The 15,856-nt window shown below is 61.2% G+C and carries 15 protein-coding genes and 1 riboswitch; of the genes, 6 read left to right on the plus strand and 9 right to left on the minus strand.

The window, feature by feature from the left end; all coding sequences use genetic code 11:
• The first annotated feature begins 77 nt into the window (after window positions 1-77).
• Genes I6E73_RS10710 through I6E73_RS10725 form a run of 4 tightly spaced genes read left to right on the plus strand, consistent with a single transcriptional unit; the run spans window position 78 to window position 2,228 of the window.
• Window positions 78-479, plus strand: a complete 402-nt coding sequence (locus I6E73_RS10710) for a thiol-disulfide oxidoreductase DCC family protein (RefSeq protein ID WP_197107390.1) — start codon at window positions 78-80, stop codon at window positions 477-479.
• Entirely contained in the window at window positions 476-1,258 is a 783-nt protein-coding gene (locus tag I6E73_RS10715; protein WP_197125462.1) for a CPBP family intramembrane glutamic endopeptidase, read from the plus strand. Before I6E73_RS10710 ends, I6E73_RS10715 begins: the two co-directional genes overlap by 4 nt.
• 51 nt (window positions 1,259-1,309) lie before the next feature.
• Window positions 1,310-1,786, plus strand: a complete 477-nt coding sequence (locus I6E73_RS10720; RefSeq protein ID WP_197125464.1) for a GyrI-like domain-containing protein — start codon at window positions 1,310-1,312, stop codon at window positions 1,784-1,786.
• A gap of 19 nt (window positions 1,787-1,805) precedes the next feature.
• On the plus strand, window positions 1,806-2,228 hold the full coding sequence (locus I6E73_RS10725; protein WP_197125466.1) for a VOC family protein: 423 nt from the start codon (window positions 1,806-1,808) through the stop codon (window positions 2,226-2,228).
• A 32-nt stretch (window positions 2,229-2,260) separates the two neighbouring features.
• Here the strand turns inward: I6E73_RS10725 and I6E73_RS10730 are convergent, their stop codons facing one another.
• The 5 genes from I6E73_RS10730 to I6E73_RS10750 all read right to left on the minus strand — a co-directional run bounded on the left by I6E73_RS10730 (window position 2,261) and on the right by I6E73_RS10750 (window position 9,573).
• Entirely contained in the window at window positions 2,261-4,018 is a 1,758-nt protein-coding gene (locus tag I6E73_RS10730) for a VWA domain-containing protein (RefSeq protein WP_197107394.1), read from the minus strand.
• 257 nt (window positions 4,019-4,275) lie between these two features.
• The gene (gcvP, locus tag I6E73_RS10735) at window positions 4,276-7,200 is read right to left on the minus strand and encodes an aminomethyl-transferring glycine dehydrogenase (protein WP_197125468.1); all 2,925 of its coding nucleotides are present in this window, start codon (window positions 7,198-7,200) and stop codon (window positions 4,276-4,278) included.
• Entirely contained in the window at window positions 7,200-7,571 is a 372-nt protein-coding gene (gene gcvH / locus I6E73_RS10740; protein WP_197125469.1) for a glycine cleavage system protein GcvH, read from the minus strand. Before gcvH ends, gcvP begins: the two co-directional genes overlap by 1 nt.
• A gap of 2 nt (window positions 7,572-7,573) precedes the next feature.
• On the minus strand, window positions 7,574-8,731 hold the full coding sequence (gene gcvT, locus I6E73_RS10745; RefSeq protein ID WP_197125472.1) for a glycine cleavage system aminomethyltransferase GcvT: 1,158 nt from the start codon (window positions 8,729-8,731) through the stop codon (window positions 7,574-7,576).
• A gap of 139 nt (window positions 8,732-8,870) precedes the next feature.
• Window positions 8,871-8,992: riboswitch (glycine riboswitch) on the minus strand.
• A gap of 149 nt (window positions 8,993-9,141) precedes the next feature.
• Window positions 9,142-9,573 carry an Lrp/AsnC family transcriptional regulator gene (locus tag I6E73_RS10750; RefSeq protein ID WP_197107398.1) on the minus strand — a complete coding sequence of 144 codons (432 nt, stop codon included), beginning with the start codon at window positions 9,571-9,573 and terminating at the stop codon, window positions 9,142-9,144.
• A gap of 131 nt (window positions 9,574-9,704) precedes the next feature.
• Here I6E73_RS10750 and I6E73_RS10755 point away from each other — a divergent pair, with 131 nt between their 5' ends.
• The gene (locus tag I6E73_RS10755) at window positions 9,705-10,736 is read left to right on the plus strand and encodes an ornithine cyclodeaminase (RefSeq protein WP_197125474.1); all 1,032 of its coding nucleotides are present in this window, start codon (window positions 9,705-9,707) and stop codon (window positions 10,734-10,736) included.
• A 7-nt stretch (window positions 10,737-10,743) separates the two neighbouring features.
• Window positions 10,744-11,736, plus strand: a complete 993-nt coding sequence (gene ctlX / locus I6E73_RS10760; RefSeq protein WP_197125476.1) for a citrulline utilization hydrolase CtlX — start codon at window positions 10,744-10,746, stop codon at window positions 11,734-11,736.
• Between the two features lie 89 nt (window positions 11,737-11,825).
• On the opposite strand, the gene I6E73_RS10765 is transcribed toward ctlX, so the two are convergent.
• The 4 genes from I6E73_RS10765 to I6E73_RS10780 form a co-directional block, all read right to left on the minus strand.
• The gene (locus I6E73_RS10765; protein WP_197125477.1) at window positions 11,826-13,487 is read right to left on the minus strand and encodes a VWA domain-containing protein; all 1,662 of its coding nucleotides are present in this window, start codon (window positions 13,485-13,487) and stop codon (window positions 11,826-11,828) included.
• A 453-nt stretch (window positions 13,488-13,940) separates the two neighbouring features.
• Window positions 13,941-14,330, minus strand: coding sequence for a PPOX class F420-dependent oxidoreductase (locus I6E73_RS10770; protein WP_197125479.1), 390 nt, complete (start codon window positions 14,328-14,330; stop codon window positions 13,941-13,943).
• A 21-nt stretch (window positions 14,331-14,351) separates the two neighbouring features.
• Window positions 14,352-14,558, minus strand: coding sequence for a CDGSH iron-sulfur domain-containing protein (locus tag I6E73_RS10775; RefSeq protein WP_197107404.1), 207 nt, complete (start codon window positions 14,556-14,558; stop codon window positions 14,352-14,354).
• Entirely contained in the window at window positions 14,555-15,844 is a 1,290-nt protein-coding gene (locus I6E73_RS10780; RefSeq protein WP_231600898.1) for an iron-containing redox enzyme family protein, read from the minus strand. Before I6E73_RS10780 ends, I6E73_RS10775 begins: the two co-directional genes overlap by 4 nt.
• Between the last annotated feature and the right edge of the window lie 12 nt (window positions 15,845-15,856).

Here is a 15,856-nt window from a genome sequence, read left to right on the forward strand (position 1 = left end):
ACTAACGCTGTCATTCACTACAAATCTGCGCAATCGCCTCCGGAGCAGCGCCCAGCAACGTGAGTTAACATCTTTCCATGTCGCAACCGAGCCCGGCTTCCCGCACGCCCCAGTCCATACTGATCTTTGACGGTGACTGCGCATTTTGCACTCTCTGGGTCAATCGTTTGCAGGCCATTCTTCCGGTGTTTCCCGAAAGCACTCCTTGGCAATGGACCGATCTCGATGACTACGCGCTGACTCAGGACGACGTCGAAAAAGCAGCCTGGTTCGTGACTCCTACTCGACAGTTCGCTGGACACATGGCTTTCTCCGCCCTCCTCCGAATTCAGCCACAGATCGGATGGCGCTTCCTCGGCCACCTCATTGCCACTGAGCCATTCAGCACCATCGCCTCTCTCGGCTACCGCTTCGTCGCGCGCTACCGCCACCGTCTGCCCGGCGGAACGCCAGCCTGCGCCGTGCGCCCCTCCGCGTGATTTCAACACCAGCGCTTCCCCAATCGCGCGGGCGACTGTGGTCAGAAATATCGATCGTTCTTGCACTCTCGCTTGGAGCATCCGCGATCTATTCGATCGTCTCGATCACGAACAGGCTGACCCGCACCGAATCGCTGTCGCAGCAAACCGCAACGCTGAACTCGTCACTCAGCACACGGCCAACTTTCGACCTGATCTACCAGTTGCTGGGAATCACCTTTGATCTCGCGCCCATCGCGCTCGTAGCGTTTCTCTTGTGGAACACCACAAAGCCTCGACTGTCGCGACTCGGAATCGACTTCACACGACCGGTTCGCGATGGCCTGACCGGCGTCGCACTGGCACTAGCGATTGGAATCCCCGGAATTGCCGTGTACCTCGGCGGGCGTGCTCTCGGCGTCACCGTGAACGTGGTTCCGGCCGCACTCGACCAGTACTGGTGGACCGTGCCCGTGCTGCTGCTCTCGGCTCTGCGTGCCGGCATCACCGAAGAAGTCATCGTGATCGGCTACCTGTACGCCCGACTCGGCGACCTTGGCTGGGGCCGGTGGCAGATCATTATCTCTACTGCAATACTGCGCGGCACGTACCACCTCTATCAGGGCATCGGCGCGTTTATTGGCAATGTCGCCATGGGGTTGCTCTTTGGCTGGCTCTACACGCGCTATCGCCGCGTGTTGCCTCTCGTGATCGCCCACACGCTCATCGACGCCGCGATCTTTGTCGGCTACGGCTGGGCTCTCGGCGCCTTCCCCGCGCTCTTCGGCACCACCGAATAAGTTCTCCACAACCGGTACCGCTCGCCAGATGCGAGGCGTAGAGTGTGGCGCATGTCGCCGGAAATCACTATTGAAACAGTGCCAAGCCATATCGTTGCCGGCATCGAGTTCTCGACAACGATGGAGACTCTGCCTGCCGACATGAGCAGCGTTATCGATACCCTGCTCGCCGAAACCGCCGACTCTGCCATCACCGTCCTCGGGCCAGTGATGGCTGTGTACACCGACGAGATGCGCGCTAATGGGCCGTGGAACTGCGAGGTCTGCGTTCCGGTCGCGAACGGTCTCATCGATCACCCGGTTCTCACGACACATGAACTCGCCGGTGGCCGTGTCGCCACCGTCACGCACACGGGCCCGTACGACGGCCTGAAGACGACCTATAACGTCATCTTTGGATGGTTCACCGAACACGGTCACACTTACGCCGGAGCGCCGCGCGAGATCTATCTCAACGCCCCTGGCGAGGTCGATGAAGCGGAACTCCTGACCCGCATCGAGTTTCCCGTGGTTCCCGCCGCGGGATAGCCCCAGAGAGGAAACGCCGATGAAAACGAACCCTTACCTGAGCTTCAGAGACAAAGCTCGCGAAGCCCTCACCTATTACCAGTCCGTCTTCGGCGGCACCACGGAAATTCACACCTTTGCCGATTTCAATGCTAGTGAAGATCCTGATGAACAAGAGTGGGTCATGCACGGACAGCTGGAGTCCCCGGCCGGAATCACTCTCATGATGGCCGACACCCCGAAAACACAGGAATACGCACCCGGTGGACCGATGTCGATCTCAATTGCGGGATTCCTCAGCGAAAAAGCCGCCATCGAGAACTACTGGGACAAGCTGTGCGACGGTGGACGAATCGACATGCCGCTCGAACGCGCCGAATGGGGCGGGATCTTCGGAATGGTGCTCGATCGCTACTCCGTGAACTGGATCGTCAGCATCAGCGACGACAACGAGACTCGTTAGCTCTCGGCCAGTTCAGCCGGCCGCCCCGGCTGCTACGTGCAGTTCGGGCGACACGACCGTTGACTCAGGGCATCCACGAGCACCTTGCCGAGGTCCTCGGGCACAGCAGCGGAATACGCTGCACCACCCGTCGACTGGGCAATCTCTGTCATTGACTTGAGGTCAGTGTCGGGACCGAATCCGATCAAGATCACCGGAACGGGCTCATTCGGGTCGTCAATCGCCTTCAGGTTTTTCAGAAGCGCCGACAGGCTGATGCCGTTGTCATCTTCGTTGTAGCCATCAGTAATGAGCAGAACCGAGTTGATCTTCGACGGGTCGTAATCTTCCTTGACCTCCTTGACCGCAGCCAAGATGGTGTCATAGAGCCCCGTGTAACCGTAAATGCGATCCGGCAACGATGCGACGACGCCGTTGATCTGCGACACGTGAGCGGGATCAGACAGCGGCGCAATCGGCGACAGCGGTTCCCAGTCTTGGGTGCCGATACGGTTTTGCGAGAAGGCCCACACCCCCAGCTCGGCTTCACCCGAGAACTTTGACAGCGCCTCGCTTGCCGCAAGCTGGAACACGTCGATGCGGCGCAGGCCGTTACTCGCCGGGTCGAGCATGGAACCTGAAGTGTCAATGACAACGAGAAGTCGCGAACGAAGCGTCAGAACACTCCACGAGCGAAGAATCTCGATCTGGACGGCAGCATCCGCCGTCGGCTTCGCTTCGGTCGCTGTCTCGGGGACTCCTGTCACCCTCAAGTCACCGCCGCCGTCAGCATCGCGGAACCCCTGCTTGGCCAAGACTTCAGCGGACAAGCGCGTCGCCGCAGCCAGTGCCGTCAAAAGCCGTTGGGGAGAGTCGGCCGCACTTATCTCGCTCGCCACTGCAGCAGAAGCCGTAGTAGACGTCGACGTGGCAGAAGCGGAAGTCTCCGCTGTCTCATCCCCGCTGATGACCTCAACGAAGGGGTAGGTCAATTCGACCGTGCCGTCCGTCGGATACAGCGCAATCATGGGCGAGGACTCTGACGCACTGTTGTAGGTGGCAACTTCTCGTTCCGTTGTCACGACAACGGTGGGCAGCGTTGCATCAGTCGCCAGCCCGAAGGCCTCTTCGGACGTCTGGGGAATTGTCTTTCCCATGGCGATCATGGCGCCGGCGAACTGGCGCGGATCTTCAGCAGACGAGACCGACTGGAGCTGCGCAAGCCCGGCAAGACTCGCGGTATTCGCCTCGGGATCGGGCACAAGGGTCGTTACGGTTCCGGTGAGCAGTGATTCCCACGACAGCGGGGTGTCTCCGAGTTTGGCTACTTGGGACGCCGATGTGGCCAGCACGACGGGGGTACTCGCGACGTAGTCGGTGATCTCGAGCTCGGGAGCAGTGCGCCCGAGCGAATCAGCCATCGACGTAACGCGATCAAGCCAGGCCGCCGAATCGGGAACCCACGCATCAAGATCGCCCGCAACACCCGAAGCGAACAGCGCAGCAGTGTCTGCGGAGACGAGTGAACGCACTTCGGTCTCGGTGCAGTTGCCGTCAGCCTCATCGAACTCCGCCGCGACAATGGTCAGCGCGGGAGCAATCGACGGGTCAGCCGCAATCACCACAGGGCGAGTCTCAGTGCAGCCGCCAGCGAGAGGCGCAACAGCGTTGGAAATCCACCCAATTGCACCCAATTGGATGCCAGCGAGCGAGAGCGCAGCAATAGCAACCAGCGCAATAGGCGCCAGCCACCAGCGTTTCTTCCACCGCTGCCAAAAGGTCTTACGGTGTCGATGCCGTCGGGTGGTCACGAACGTCTCCAGTCGGTGAAACAGCGATTTGGGGTTGTCGGGTCAACCACTCGCCGTACACCAGACGCACATTACAACATCCGGAGAGGGAAAATCCAGCCAAAGTGAAGAATTTTCTCCACAGGAGAGGCCGATGCCAGATGAATACTGGTGTCCCACTTTCGGGGGACAAAGTTATGGCGCGTGCAGAACCGAACTGGATCGGTTCTGCACGCGCCATTTTCCGTCTCAGAAGCGACGGAAACTAGCGCGATTTGTTAGTGCGCAAACGCCTCGATCGGAGGGCACGAGCAGACCAAATTGCGGTCACCATACGCGTTGTCAACACGACGAACCGGCGGCCAGTACTTGCCCGATACGAGGGAGCTCAACGGATACACCGCTTGCTCCCGCGAGTAGGAGTGATCCCAGTCGCCCGCGATCACCGAATGCGCCGTGTGCGGAGCATTGATGAGGGGGTTGTCGTCTGCTGGCCACGTTCCGGCCGCCACGGCATCCGCTTCTTCCTTGATGGCAATCATCGCGTCGATGAAGCGATCGAGCTCGGCGAGGTCTTCACTCTCGGTGGGCTCGACCATGAGCGTGCCCGAGACCGGGAACGACATCGTGGGCGCATGGAAACCGTAGTCAATGAGGCGCTTGGCGACATCGTTGTTGTCGATGCCGGTCGCCTCCTTGAGCGGACGCAAATCGAGGATGCACTCGTGAGCAACGAGGCCGTTGTCTCCCGCGTAGAGCACGGGGAAATGGTCGCGCAGGCGCACCGCAATGTAGTTCGCGGAGAGCACCGCAGCACCGGTTGCCGCCTTGAGGCCGGCCGATCCCATCATGCGCACGTACGCCCACGTGATGGGCAGGATGCTCGGGCTTCCGTAGGGCGCAGCGCTGACCGCTCCCCCGGCGTGAACATACGGACCGGCAGCACCGGTCTGCATGTCGAAAGCCGGATGATGCTGGCTCTGCGCCATAGGGTGGCCAGGCAAGAACTTGGCCAAGTGTGCTTTCGCAACGACCGGACCAACGCCGGGGCCGCCACCACCGTGCGGGATGCAGAAGGTCTTGTGCAGGTTGAGGTGGCTGACGTCTCCGCCAAAGTCACCGAACCGCGCGTAACCGAGCAGGGCGTTGAGGTTGGCACCGTCAACGTAGACCTGACCGCCCGCATCGTGCACAGCCTGCGTGATTTCACGCACTTCGTGCTCGTACACCCCGTGAGTCGAGGGGTAGGTGATCATCAGCGCAGCGATTTCGCTCGCGTGCTCAGCGATCTTGGCGCGCAAGTCATCGAGGTCGACGTTGCCGAGGTCATCGCAGGCCACCACGACAACACGCATTCCGGCGAGCATCGCGCTGGCGGCGTTCGTGCCGTGAGCACTCGACGGGATGAGGCAGATCGTGCGTTCCGGATTGCCGTTCGCGCGGTGGTAGCCACGAATCGCGAGGAGCCCCGCGAGTTCGCCCTGGCTGCCCGCGTTCGGCTGCAACGACGCGGTGTCGTACCCAGTTACCTCGGTGAGCCACGACTCGAGGTGCGAAATCATGACGAGGTAGCCGGAGACATCTTCGGCAGGAGCGAAGGGGTGGATGCCCGCAAATTCCGGCCAGCTCACCGCTTCCATCTCGCTTGCAGCGTTCAGCTTCATCGTGCACGAGCCCAGCGGGATCATGCCGCGGTCGAGCGCGTAGTCCTTGTCGGCGAGGTACTTGAGGTAGCGCATCATGCTCGTCTCCGAGCGGTGCGTGTTGAAGACCGGGTGCGTAAGGTACTCGCTCGTGCGGTTGAGAGCCTCGGGAATGCTGGAGTCGTCAAGCGGCGTCGTGTAGCCGCTCTCCAGCCCGAAGGCGTCGGCGAGATCATTCTCTTGTGCGGCGAGCATTCCGCCATAGGGCTGCGTCGATACTTCGTCGAAGCTCACACGCACAGTGTCAGCATCCACGACATAAATCAGGATGTCACTCTCGAGTGCCTTGGCGGCGATCGCCTGAGCCTGGCCCTTTTTCGTCACCGAGAGGGTGTCAAAGAAGGTGCTGTTCTCGACCGTGTAGCCCGCGGCGGTCAGGCGTGCCGCGAACTTGGCAGTGTCGTGATGAATGCGCTGAGCGATTCGCTTGAGACCTTGGGGACCGTGATAGACGGCATACATGGATGCCATGACAGCCAACAAAACCTGTGCAGTACAGATGTTGGAGGTCGCCTTTTCGCGGCGGATGTGCTGCTCACGCGCCTGCAACGACAGACGGTAGGCGGGGTCGCCGGCGGCATCCTGAGATACGCCGACGAGGCGGCCGGGCAACTGACGTTCGAGGCCCTTGCGCACGGACATGTAGCCGGCGTGCGGTCCGCCGAAGCCCATCGGAACGCCAAAGCGTTGCGTGGTGCCGACAGCGACATCTGCGCCAAGTTCTCCTGGCGACTTGAGAATCGTCAACGCAAGCAGATCAGCGGCAACAACGGCGAGTCCGCCGTGAGCTTTCACCGCAGCGATAACCTCGCTGGAATCCCACACGCGACCGGTTGCGCCCGGGTATTGGATGAGCGCGCCGAAGCACTCCGGCAGCTCAGGGTTCGCACCGAGCGTTGCCAGGTCGATCTCAACAAGCTCAATTCCGAGAGCCTCCGCGCGGTTCGCCAGCAGAGCCTTGGTCTGCGGAAAAGTATCGGCATCCACGATGAACACGGGCGACTCCACGCGGGCCGCACGGCGCGCAAGGAGCATCCCCTCAACAGCGGCGGTGCCCTCATCGAGCATCGACGCGTTCGTCGTGGTCATTCCAGCAAGGTCAGCAACCATCGTCTGGAAGTTGAGGAGAGCCTCAAGGCGACCCTGCGAAATCTCCGGCTGGTACGGCGTGTAGGCCGTGTACCAGCTCGGGTTTTCGAGCACGTTGCGCTTGATCACCGCGGGTGTGATGGTGTCGTAATAACCGAGACCGATCATGCTGCGACGAATCTTGTTTGCGCCAGCGAGAGCACGCAGTTCGGCGAGCGCTTCACGCTCGGAAGCAGGAGCCGGGATCGTGGAATTCACAATCGGAGTCTGGTGAATGGCGGGCGGAACCGCGGCATCCACGAGCGATTCAAGGCTGTCGTAGCCGACAGCGGCCAACATGCTGGCCTGCGCGGCGTCATCCGTGCCGATGTGGCGGTCAGCGAAAGTGCCGCTGATGAAAGGGTTGGGCATTATTCGCCTGTCAGTGCGGTGTATTCGTCGAGGCTGAGCATCGACGGGAGTTCGGAGAATTCGATCTTCACGAGCCAGCCTTCACCGAAGGGGTCGCTGTTAACGAGCTCGGGGCTATCGGCCACAGCGTCGTTGGACTCGACGACGGTTCCCGCAACGGGAGCGAAGAGTTCGCCCACCGACTTGGTCGACTCGATCTCGCCGACGATCTTGCCCTCGGCGACAGTGGCGCCGACCTTGGGGAGATCAACGAAGACGATGTCGCCGAGCTTTCCCGCGGCAAAGTCGGTGATTCCGACGGTTGCGACGTTTCCGTCAACCAGCACCCACTCGTGCTCGGCGGTGTACTTCAATTCGCTCTTCTCAGCCATGATCAGGCCTCTCTCTTGTAGAAGGGTAGGGAAACAACGGATGCAGCAATGCGACTGCCCCGCACATCAATGTGAAGCTCGGTGCCGACCTCACTCACGTCGGAGTCGACGTAAGCCATAGCGATCGGGTGCCCCAGCGTTGGCGACAGCGCGCCGGAGGTGATGACTCCGACCTCGGTGTCACCGTGAAAAAGAAGGTAATCGGCGCGACCGGCGCGACGCCCCTCGGCAGCGAGACCGACGAGAACGCGAGCACCGGCATCCGGGCCCGCTTCGATCGCGCTGCGACCGACGAAGTCACCTTCCTTGCTGAGCGCGACGACGCGGCCAAGACCGGCTTGCACGGGGAAGGTGCCGAGGTTGAGTTCGTGTCCATACAGCGGCATGCCCGCTTCAAGGCGGAGAGTGTCTCGGCACGCGAGACCGGCGGGCACGAGACCGAGCGGTTCGCCGGCGACCGTGAGCGCTGCCCACAGGGCGGCTGCGGCATCCACGTGAATGTATAGCTCGAAGCCGTCTTCGCCCGTGTAGCCAGTGCGACCGATGAGGAGGTCGGTGCCGTTGAAGGTGGCCGCGGTTTCGCGGTAGTACTTGAGTTCGTCGAGCGGTGTCGCAAAGTCAGTGAGCCCCGCGGTCGCCTCGAGGATGGCACGCGAGACCGGCCCCTGAACGGCGATCAGCGCATAGTCGTCGCTCTCATCGGTGACCGCGACCTCAAAGCCGACGGCCCGTTCAGTGAGCGCTGTTGCTGCGGCAAAGCGGTTTCCGGCATTGGCGACAACCAAGAAGTGGTCATCGGCGAGGCGATAGGTGACGAGGTCATCGATGATGCCACCCGCCTCATTGAGCAACAGGCTGTACTTAGCCTGCGCAAGAGCGATGCTTGAGAGCTTTCCGGCAAGCGCGTAGTCGAGGTACGCGCCAGCGTCAGCGCCGCGCACGTGAATCTCGGCCATGTGCGAGATGTCGAAAATACCGGCAGCGGTGCGCACGGCATGGTGCTCGGCGAGGTCGGAGCTATACCGCACCGGCATCATCCAGCCAGCGAAATCGGTGAACGCAGCACCGAGTTGCTCATGGATGCTGTGCAGCGGTGAGTACCTCACCGCGGTGGGCGAAGATTCAGCAGATGAAGCTTCAGAACTTGATACATCGGTCACGGAGTTCTCCTGGCGCATGGGCTAGTGAATAGAACTCCCCCTCTGTGATGAGCCTGAGAGCTTCACACGCTAAACGCTAGCGAGCTTTCACCGTCGGCGGAACCTCAGGGTGATGCGAGGTTCTCTTTCCAGAGTGGCCAAGTGCGATGCGGTACATGAACCTGAGAGATTGGCGGGGAGGCTTGCTCCTTCGGTGCCGGCCTAGCGCCTGCCAATTTCTGTTGACTAGCGCTGGGTGCCCGGCTCTCCCGCATCGTGTTGCGGCCCGATGTTCAGTTGTGAGTTCAGCATAGCAATGCGGGGCGGATGCTCGCGCCGATGAGCACGCCAAGAGCGAGCAATTCGTGCCTTTGGCCGACTGGTGCTCGGGTGGTCTACAGCGGCGGCCCGGATCGGCATCGGCGGTCGGGCTAGAGAAGTGCTGAGCTGAGCAACAAACTGGTCTCGCTGTTCACGACGCCCTCCACATTGCGCATGCGGGCCAAGACACGGTCAAAGTTGCTCAGGCTGTCGGTGCGGATGTCGGCGACCAGATCCCACGCGCCATTGGTGGTGTGGAGTTCATGGATCTCGGGCAGGCCGCGCAGCTGGCTGATCACGGAATCCGTCGATCGCCCTTCTACCTCAACGAAGGCAATCGCCCGGATGAAAGAAGGGTCGCGGTCCTCTCTAATGCGGATCGAGAACCCGAGAACGGTGCCGTTGCTCACGAGGCGATCGATACGGCTTGTGACGGTCGCTCGCGTGACGTTAAGTCGACGCGAGAGGCTCGCCACTGACTCGCGCGCATCAGCTCGAAGGGCGGCTAAGAGGCGGCGATCAAGGTCATCTAAGTCAGACATGAACAAATTGTACAATTCTGCCTCCCATTATGCATAGTTATTGGCCGGAAATAGGGTTGACTGGGAGTTGTAGATACATAGTGCATATTCGTAACGTAGGAAGCTCTAATACCGCAACGAAAGGAGTGACCATGGTTCACTACGTAGACGTCAACAACATGCGCCGCTGGATTGCCGACACCGGCATCGAGCCGATCATTATGGGCATCGTGGGTTACCTCGAACAGGATTATGCCAAGTGGCCCCAGTTCGACAAGTCACCTCGCGTTGCCGCTCACTCCCCTGAAGGCGTCATCGAATTGATGCCGACAAGTGATGGCGAAACGTATGGCTTCAAGTACGTCAACGGCCACCCTTCCAACCCTGCACTGGGCTTCCAGACCGTCACCGCGCTCGGCATGCTTGCTCGCGTCGACAACGGCTACCCCACCTTCTTCTCGGAGATGACTCTGCTCACGGCGCTGCGCACCTCTGCGACATCCGTCATGGCGGCGCGCGCTCTCGCCCGCCCCGACTCGAGCGTTCTCGCCCTCATCGGCACCGGCACTCAGTCTGAGTTCCAGGCACTCGGCTTCCGCGCTGGCCTCGGCATCACGAGCCTGCGCGTCTGGGACACCGACCCTGCTGCGATGGACAAATTCATTCGTAATGTGGAGCCGCTCGGTTTCGAGATCGTACGCGCAACCTCAGCAGCAGATGCTGTTGCGGGCGCCGACATCGTCACGACCTGCACCGCAGACAAGAAGAACGCGACGATCCTCACGGCCGACATGATCGAACCAGGAATGCACCTCAACGCCATTGGCGGAGACTGCCCGGGCAAGACAGAACTCGAAGAGGCCATCGTGCGCAGCTCGACCGTGTTTGTCGAGTTCCCCGAGCAGACCCGCATCGAGGGAGAAATTCAGCAGGTCGAAGCTGACTCCCCCATCACCGAGCTGTGGGAAGTTCTCGCCGGAACGGCTGCCGGCCGCACGTCTGCCGAAGAAGTAACCCTCTTCGACTCCGTTGGCTTCGCGATTGAAGACTTCTCGGCGCTGCGCTATGTCTTCGATGCCGTTCGCGACACCGACTACGCCACCGACCTTGACCTGATTGCCGACCCGGCTGATCCCAAGGACCTGTTCTCGCTCGTATCGCGCGTTCCTGCGCTGACCGCATAAACCACCGGTGAGCGTTCAAGCCCCAACGGCCGCTGTTCTCATCCGCCCGCACCGATTCACACCGAATAGCCAAACTGCGGGCGACAACGCCTTCCAGTCGACAGATCCCAGCCGAACCCCGGATGAGATCGCTCGCGCCGCGTACGACGAATCCACCCAGGTGGCCGAGACGTTGCGTGACGCGGGCGTGAACATCCACGTGTTCGAGGATGAGGAGAGCACGCGCCCCGACAGTGTGTTCCCGAACAACTGGTTCTCGACACACAGTGGTGGCCGCGTTGCCGTGTACCCGATGTATGCGCCGAACCGCCGCACGGAACGACGTACCGATGTCATCGAGATGTTGAAGCACGACTTTCGGGTGCAGGATGTTGTCGATTATTCCGGCCTGGAACACGACGGCATCTACCTCGAGGGCACCGGCGCGATGGTCATCGACCACACCAACCGGGTGGCGTATGCGGCTGAGTCGCACCGCGCCAACCCGCTCGCATTAGAGCGGTTCTGCGCTTCGTTTGGCTACGAGCCGATGATGTTTGAGGCCCGCGATAGCCATGGTGTGCCGATTTATCACACCAACGTCATGATGTGCATCGCGACCGATTTCGCCATGATCGGTCTCGACCTGATCGCCTCGGGAGACCGCCGTATGGAGATGGCTGAACGCTTGACCGCTCCGGGCCGCACTCTGATCGACCTCACCGCTGATCAGATTGCGAACTTCGCGGGCAATGCTCTCGAGCTGAAGACTCCGAACGGCCGCATCTTGGCACTCTCTACCCGCGCGCTCGCGAGCCTCACTCGCGCTCAGCGCTCGGTGATCGAAGCGAGTTGCGAGATCGTGCCGCTGGATATTCCGACGATTGAGTTGGCTGGCGGATCTGTGCGCTGCATGGTGGCCGGCATCCATTTGGATCGCCGTTCACGCATGGCGGCCGATGTTGCCGCCGGCGTTCCTGCTGCCGGCGCTGCCGAAACAGCCCCGACAGCAGGCGCCTAGCCAATCTGTGGCGGAAGCGGGTCCCTCCGCTTTCGCCACAGACCGCAGCAACCTGCGACACCGGTGGTGCCGCAGGTGCTGGGCGTTCGCTAACTGCAGTTCGGGCGGCAGTCGCGCTGTGACAACGCCTCGAGCATCACATTGCTGAGCTCGGTGGGGTTGTTTGCTTGGTAGGCCGTTCCACCGGTGACCTGGGCGATCTTTCGCATCGCCTCGACGTCGGTGTCTGGCCCAATTCCGACGAGCACCACGGGAACGGGCTCGTCGGTGTTCTTGTCGATCATCGCGTTCAGTTCGTCGACCAGTTTCTCCAAGGAGATGCCGTTGTCGTCTTCGTTGCGACCGTCGGTGATGAGGATCACCGAGTTGACTTTGTCGGGGTTGAAGTCTTCACGCACGTGGGTGACCGCAGCCAGAACGGTGTCGTTGAGTCCGGTGTAGCCGTTGATACGCGACGGCAGTGTGTCGATGATCGCCTGAAGGCTCTCGACATGCTCGGGGTCATTCATCGAGCGGATGCCCGCGACATCTTCCCAGTCTTCAGTGCCGACTCGCTCCTTGGAGAAGAGCCACATGCCCAGCTCGTCATCCTCCGAGAGAGTGCTGAAGGCATCCTCCGCGGAGTTTTGGAACATCTCAATGCGGCGCTGACCATCCCAGGCCCGCTCAAGCATGGAACCAGAGACGTCAACGACGGTGAGGATGCGCGAGCGAAGGTTGAGGGCGTTCCAGTTGCGCAGGATGCTAACGAGTTCGTCGGTGTCTCCGACGGTCTTGGTGGCCACCGGGGCTGCGATGACACCGGACGCGAGGATCTCCCCCTCACCGGCGTTGTCGCGGAAGCCTTCGGCGTTCAAAACCTGAGATGAGCCTCGGACGAGGTCAGCAAATTCCTCGAGGAGTTTCGTGCGGGAGGTCTCAAGCTCGGCGAGTTCTGTGCGCTCTTCTTCCGTCATCCGCGATGCTTCGAGCTCGGTGACTCCCGAGCTATCTACGACCACAAAGGGGTAGGTGAGGGCAACGGTGCCTTCGGACGGGTACAGCGCCACCAGGGGCTCATCAGGGCTCGACGCGTTGTGTTCCACAATCTCGCGCTCGGTCGCGAGAGCAACCATGCGGGAATCGGAGATCTGAAGCTCGGTGAACGCTGCCTTAGTGGAATCAGGAATCGAGCGCCCCAGATTCATCAGCACTCGATCGAAGTCAGCAGGGTCAGTGTCGGCGGCAAGATCATTGAGCGTAGCCAGCGCGATCATGCTCGCTGATGACGACTCGGGATCGGGCAGCAACGTGCGGTAGCGGCCGTCGAGGATTGCACCCCAGCCCACCTCAGACGCTTCGAACTCCGCGACCTTCACGGCCGGGGTTGCCAGCACGAGCGGGCTTGAGGCGATCGAATCCCACTCTTGAATTTTGGGGATTTCGCGGCCGAGAGCAGTCGCTGTGCTCTCCACTCGGTTGAGCCAGATCGGCGAATCAGGGATCCAGGCGTCGGCACCAGTGGAGGTGCCGGATGCCAGCAACGCGGCAGTATCCGCGGAGCGCTGCGTCACGATCTTGACGGAGAGGCACTGGCCAACGTGCTCAGCGTTGAAAGCATTCGCAACCGTTTGGACGGTCGACGAGATGGTGGGATCGGTGACGACGACGAGTTCGGTTGCGTTCGGGCATCCGAAAGTCTGGGCCACAAAATCGTCGAGCTTGTTCTGGGCGGCCAGCGCTACGAGAGCGCCACCACCGGCGAGGGACAAAGTGAGCAGGGTTGCGAGGGCGGGTGTACTAGCGCGGAGGAACCAGGATTTAATTGTTCTGGAACGGTGGCGAGGTCGGGACACAGGGGGACTCCATCGATCACGGGTGCTCATGGTTTCGGGGGAACCACAAGTTGACCCCCTTTCGGGGGTCTACACAATAGTGACACAATTTCGCGTCAGTGAAACGGTTACCCACAGGCTTTTCTCACTTATGCGATCGAAAACTGCCGATGTCACCACAAAGGCGCACACAATCGAGTCCCTGCGCAACAATGCGTCGTCGCTCAATCAGAGCGATGGCAGCTGCATCGCGCACCACAACAACCTCACTCCCGCCACGACAAATGCGCACCTAGCCAGCTTTCGTGACTTCGTAGTCAAAAGGATCGGATTCGAGACTCATCGAGTCGTCTACGGATGCCGCCAGCGGAGTGCGCGTCGCCGCAGGCTCTAGAGCCGAATCTCGAGCGCCACAGACTGCCCCGCAGTGCCACGGACCTTTTGCGCGAGGCGAATCGCGGTGTACTTGGCACCGTATTTTTTCTTCAAGGCCGCATCCATTACATCCAACGTCGCTGTGTCGTTGCGCACGGCTGCCGTTGCCGGCACCGCAACGGCTCCTTCGACAATGTTGCCGCGCATATCGCAGGGCGTGACCTCAACCCGAGGGGTGTGCCGCACCCGCTTCACCTTGCCCGAGGAGGGCGCCGTCGTGACGAACAATCGGTCCCGGTCGGCGACCACCCACACCGGTGTCGACACCGGCTCCCCTGACTTGCGGAAGGTAGTGACGGAGACATAGGTCTCGGTGGCGAGTGTGGAAAAGTCAGCGGCAGTCATGCGCCCATTATCCCCGTGGCACTACGCCTTGAAGTTGATCAGCTTGTGAGTGCCGTCACAAAACGGCTTTATCGCCGAGACCCCACACCGACAAAGAGCAACCGTTGTGCGTGTCTGCTCAATAGCTTCACCGTCGGAGGAGCGCAGGTCAATCTCGCCGCGGACGAGCAGTGGCCCGTTGGTGCAGGCCACTATCTCAACGTCATCTTTACTCTCTGACGAACTCATCGGGCCGCTCCCGCGCTCGTGATCGACGCGGAGGACGCGGGATCGTCGCCCCTACCGGTGAGCACTGCGTCGAAGGGGAAAGGCTTACGCAGCGACGACTCTCCGGCCATCCACGACTCGAGGATGTGCTCGCCTACCCAGTCGTCGATCAGCAGGCATGCACGGGCACCGAAGAAGATCTCGCTGAGCAAGGCCGGCTCGCTCTCGGCAAGCCCGCCGGCGAGGTCGCGGGCGGCAATTTGCTCGTGAACGGCATCCGCTTCAACGTGTTCGTCGAAGTACTCGGTGACGTTCTTGCCGAAACCTAATCGACGAAAACCGCGGGCGTAGAGCCCGTTGGGAATCGACGATGTCATTTCGAATGCCGCCAGATGCCCTGCGATCGCGCCCCGGAGACGGCGATTCATGCCGAACAGGGAAATCATGTTGAACGAGGCGAGCGTGATGGCCGGGGCGAAATTAACATAGGTGCCGTAGCGAGAGTCGAGCCCAATGCCCCGCATCGATCGCGCGAACAACTCCGAGTGCATCCGCTCGCGTCGACCGTTGCCGTATTCGTCCGCCTGGATCTCCACGAGCGCAGCCTTCGCCCGCCCGGTAAGTCTCGGGATCGCCCACGAGTGTGGATCGGCCTCTTTCAGCGTGTACACGGAGCGCTGCACCATGAACTCGACGGCCTGTTCGCGGGTAAGACTCTTCGCGACGTGGCGCGAGAGACTCGGTCCGGCATCCGGATCAGGGGCAGTGAGGGCGAAAAGCGCCTTCGCGACATCTTCTGCCGCCGCATTAGGGAGCTCTGGCGTGGGCACTAGGCGTCGGAGCTGGCCTTCGAACGCTCGTTCCAGCTCAAGGCGAGCGGCGATGGTATCGACATGCCATTCCCATTGGTCACCGTTTTCGACGACGCGGCCGTAGTACAGACCGTAAAGAAGGTAGAGGGCAAGTTGCACGTCGTCATCACGCACCAGATCGCGCCCGCTCTCGATAGCTGCGGATACTTCGTCGGCAAGACCGTCGATCGTGTGAGGTGACGACTGGCTCGCGAAAGCGTCGATGAGCAGCGAGCTGATCGGGCCGCGAGGCTCAATCTCTTCGTCGTGCCAATTTTCGCAGAGAGCGCTGGCTGCATCTGGATTGGTGCTGGGGGCTACTGCGGTCGCGTCGTAACCTGCGCCGTTGTGGGGTGCGGTTTCGTGCGCTGGAGAGTTCTCCGTGGGGTGCATCATGACCTCTCCGATCGTGTCGAAGCCCTGAGAGCGGGCACCCGATTGCCCGCTCAGCTTCATTGGTGAACTTAT

Source organism: Salinibacterium sp. SWN248, from assembly GCF_015864575.1.
GTDB lineage: Bacteria > Actinomycetota > Actinomycetes > Actinomycetales > Microbacteriaceae > Rhodoglobus.